This window comes from Paraburkholderia sp. RL18-085-BIA-A (assembly GCF_046027075.1).
GTDB lineage: Bacteria > Pseudomonadota > Gammaproteobacteria > Burkholderiales > Burkholderiaceae > Paraburkholderia.
Genome location: NZ_JARESU010000327.1, coordinates 1 through 3219, shown reverse-complemented (window position 1 = coordinate 3219; position 3219 = coordinate 1). Strand labels below are relative to the sequence as shown.

Below are 3219 nucleotides of genomic sequence, written 5' to 3'. Positions count from 1 at the left end.
GGCGCATCTCCTCGCCGGGCAGGGTGAACTGAAACGTCGCACCCCCTCCTGTTTTCGGATTGGCGCACAGCCGGCCGTCATGCGACTCGATGATCCGCCGACTGATGGACAGTCCCATGCCGGTGCCTTTCGGTTTCGTCGTGAAAAATGCCTCGAAAATGCGCTCGGGTTCATCGGTAGGAAGCCCGATGCCCGAATCGCTCACCGAGATCAACAACTGACGATGCTCGATCCTCTTCGATGAGACGATCAGTTCACCACCCGTGTGTTGCATCGCCTCGATGCCGTTGATCATGAGGTTCATCAAGACCTGCTGGAGCTGTACACGGTGTGCTGTTGTCTTCGGAAGCCCCGTGTCGAGTTCCGTTCGGATCGAAATGGACTTCCGATCGGCGGTATCCCGCAGCAAAACCGCCATCTCCTGAACGATTTCGTTCAAGTCCACCAATTCCCGCTCTGGTGTACTTCGCCTGTAGAGTGAGCCAATTCCGTCAATGATGCCAGCGGCGCGCATGACTTCCGCGCCCATTGCCGAGGCAGCGGCGCATGCTTCTTTGATATCGGGTGCATCCCGACAGAGCCAATTAATGCACGCGCCCGCGCCCGTGACCGCGGCAGCCATCGGCTGCTTGATGTCGTGAGCCAGCGCAGCGGCCAGTTCGCCCATCATACTGACGCGGTTAATGTGCGCGAGATCCGCCTCTAACTGGCTCAAACGCCCGCGCTCTACTTCGGCAAGTTTTCGAGGGGTGATATCGTTGCTCGACTCCAAAGCGGCAACCGGCATGCCCCTTACATTTCGTTGCAGTGACCAACGGCTCGCCACTGTTACCTGTGTTCCGTCTTTCCTGGTACGCACAACCTCGCCTTCCGAGTGGTCGCTACTGCTCAGCTCCGCTGTGGTTCGCTCAACCGGTACTGGAAAGATCGTCTCCAGCAACTCGGGAACAAGCTTGCCTTTGGCCTCCTCTGCCGACCATCCGTACAACGCCTCCGCGCCACGATTCCAGTACGTGATAACTCCGTTCATGTCATAAACGAAAATAGCGTCATGCGTCAAATTAAGCAAATTAGCCTGCTCCCGTAGGGTTTCTTCAGTGCACTTGCGCTCCGTGATATCCGTTACCGCTCCTACGAAGAGGAAACTATCCGGATTTTCGCCGATGAAGCCATGAGACACAGCTCGAACGTATTTAACAGAACCATCGGTCAGCACCAGGCGATGCTCGGCAGTAAAGGCGCGCCTTTCGATCGAGGCGCGGTCGAGGATTTTCCGCAAACGCGTTCGGTCGTCCGGATGAGTTAGGTCGATCACCATCTGAAGGGTGGGCTTTATCGCAGGGTCGCAGGCGAATATTCGATAAGTCTCTTCGGACCAGTAGATTTCCCCGCTCGTAAGGTTCCAGCCGAGATTTCCCCGCTCGTAAGGTTCCAGCCGAAACTTCCCGTGTTGCTGAGTCGCTGCGCCTCCGCCAGATACATTTCGCTTCGGCGTAGCGCCTCTTCCGCCTTCTTGCGTTCGGCTCGTTCCTGGGCTTCGCGCAACGCTCGTTCAACTGAAGGCACTAGCCTTGATAGTCGCGTTTTCAGAACATAATCCGTCGCCCCAATCTTAAGTGCTTCGATCGCCACTTCTTCGCCAAGCGTGCCGGAAACAAAGATAAACGGCAGTTCTGGACGGACAGTCAGCGCGAGTTTTAAAGCCGAGAGACCATCGAATGAAGGAAGTTTATAATCAGCGAGAATCAGTTCAATTTCAACCGTTTTTAGAGCCGTCAGAAATTCCGCACGAGACTGGACGCGGACTACCTGGCAGACGCGATGAGCTTCTTCGAGGAGCTCTTGAATGAGCTCCGCGTCATACGTATTATCCTCTAGCAACAGAATGCGGAGCGGAGACATTATCGTACCTTTTTGACACTGCCGGGCGGCGGCTCATTGATGAGTGCCCAGAAGACGCCTAGTTCCTTGACGGCATTGATAAACTCGTGAAAATCGACCGGCTTTACTACATATGCGTTAACCCCGAGCTTGTAGCTTCTCACCATGTCTTTTTCCTCGTGGGACGATGTCAGCACCACCACCGGTATTATCTTCAGGTGCTCGTCCGATTTAATTTTCTCCAGGACTTGCAAACCATCGACCTTGGGAAGTTTCAGGTCGAGCAGCAAGACCGCCGGATTTTCGCTCGAGCGCGCAGAAAACTGTCCCCTGCAATATAGGTAATCCAGAGCCTCTTTTCCGTCTCGGGTGACCACTACGTCGTTTGCCAAGTTGTATTCCGCCAGCGCGGCCAAAGTGAGTTCGACGTCTCTCGGGTCGTCCTCAACGAGCAAAATGCGTCCCAACTCGTTCATAGTATGCTCGCAATCCTATTGGTCGTCGCATCCCGTGCTTTAGGCAGGGAGAAATAGAAAGTGGCACCGCGGTCAAGCATTCCCTCGGCCCGGACCTTTCCGCCATGGCGCACGATAATGCGCTGAACAATAGCTAGTCCTATGCCCGTGCCTTCAAACTGTTCCGCAAGGTGCAGACGTTGAAATACGCCGAACAATTTATCTACATACTCCATGTCAAAGCCCGCACCATTATCCCTTACGAACATTTCCACTTCATTTTCATTCACGTCCACACAACCAATTTCTATTTTGGCACCTGCTCGCTTGCTCGTGAATTTGACCGCGTTCGATACAAGGTTGACGATAACCACCCTCAGCATGGACCGATCTCCGTAACAGACCGGAAGGGGCTTGATATCCCAGAATATGTCTCTTTCCCTCATGTCTTGCCCGACATCCGCGATGACTTCCTTAACGAGCAGCTCGAGGCTCACAAAGGTCATTTTGGTCTCAATTCGCCCGATCCTGGAAAAGGCCAGCAGATCATCGATCAGATCCCCCATTCTTTTTGCCGACTCGAGAATGGTTTGTATGTACCGACGACTCTTATCGTCAAGGGAAGAAAACGTGTGTTTTTGTAGCAGCTCTGAGAACCCCACTATGTGCCGAATTGGCGCCCGTAGATCGTGGGAGACGGAATAGGAAAAAGACTCTAATTCCTTGTTACTCGCCTCAAGCTCTGCTGCGCGCTTGGCGAGTGTTTGATTGAGCCCAAGGATTTCGTCCTCGCGTTGCCGGCTCACTTCAAGCTCAATTTGGAGGCGGTCCCGCGCGTCGAGAAGCTGGTCCTCGATTCGACGTCGAATAGCTACGAAAGTGG

The 3219-nt window shown here is 54.0% G+C and carries 4 protein-coding genes; all 4 read right to left on the bottom strand.

The window, feature by feature from the left end; translation table 11 throughout:
- Positions 1-1336 (bottom strand): PAS domain S-box protein (locus P0D89_RS51885; RefSeq protein ID WP_408379472.1); only part of this gene is annotated, 1336 nt, incomplete at its 3' end.
- Positions 1333-1902: a response regulator gene (locus P0D89_RS51880; protein WP_408379469.1), complete on the bottom strand. Its 570-nt coding sequence runs from the start codon at positions 1900-1902 to the stop codon at positions 1333-1335. The genes P0D89_RS51880 and P0D89_RS51885, both read right to left, overlap by 4 nt.
- Entirely contained in the window at positions 1902-2357 is a 456-nt protein-coding gene (locus P0D89_RS51875; RefSeq protein ID WP_408370563.1) for a response regulator, read from the bottom strand. The genes P0D89_RS51880 and P0D89_RS51875 overlap by 1 nt, the downstream gene beginning before the upstream one ends.
- Positions 2354-3219 (bottom strand): sensor histidine kinase (locus tag P0D89_RS51870; protein ID WP_408379466.1); only part of this gene is annotated, 866 nt, incomplete at its 5' end. The genes P0D89_RS51870 and P0D89_RS51875, both read right to left, overlap by 4 nt.

What these genes read in the sequence shown, in the direction of transcription:
- P0D89_RS51875 (WP_408370563.1), bottom strand. Translation starts at nt 2,357, where the DNA reads ATGAACGAGTTGGGACGCATTTTGCTCGTTGAGGACGACCCGAGAGAC.
- P0D89_RS51880 (WP_408379469.1), bottom strand. Translation starts at nt 1,902, where the DNA reads ATGTCTCCGCTCCGCATTCTGTTGCTAGAGGATAATACGTATGACGCG.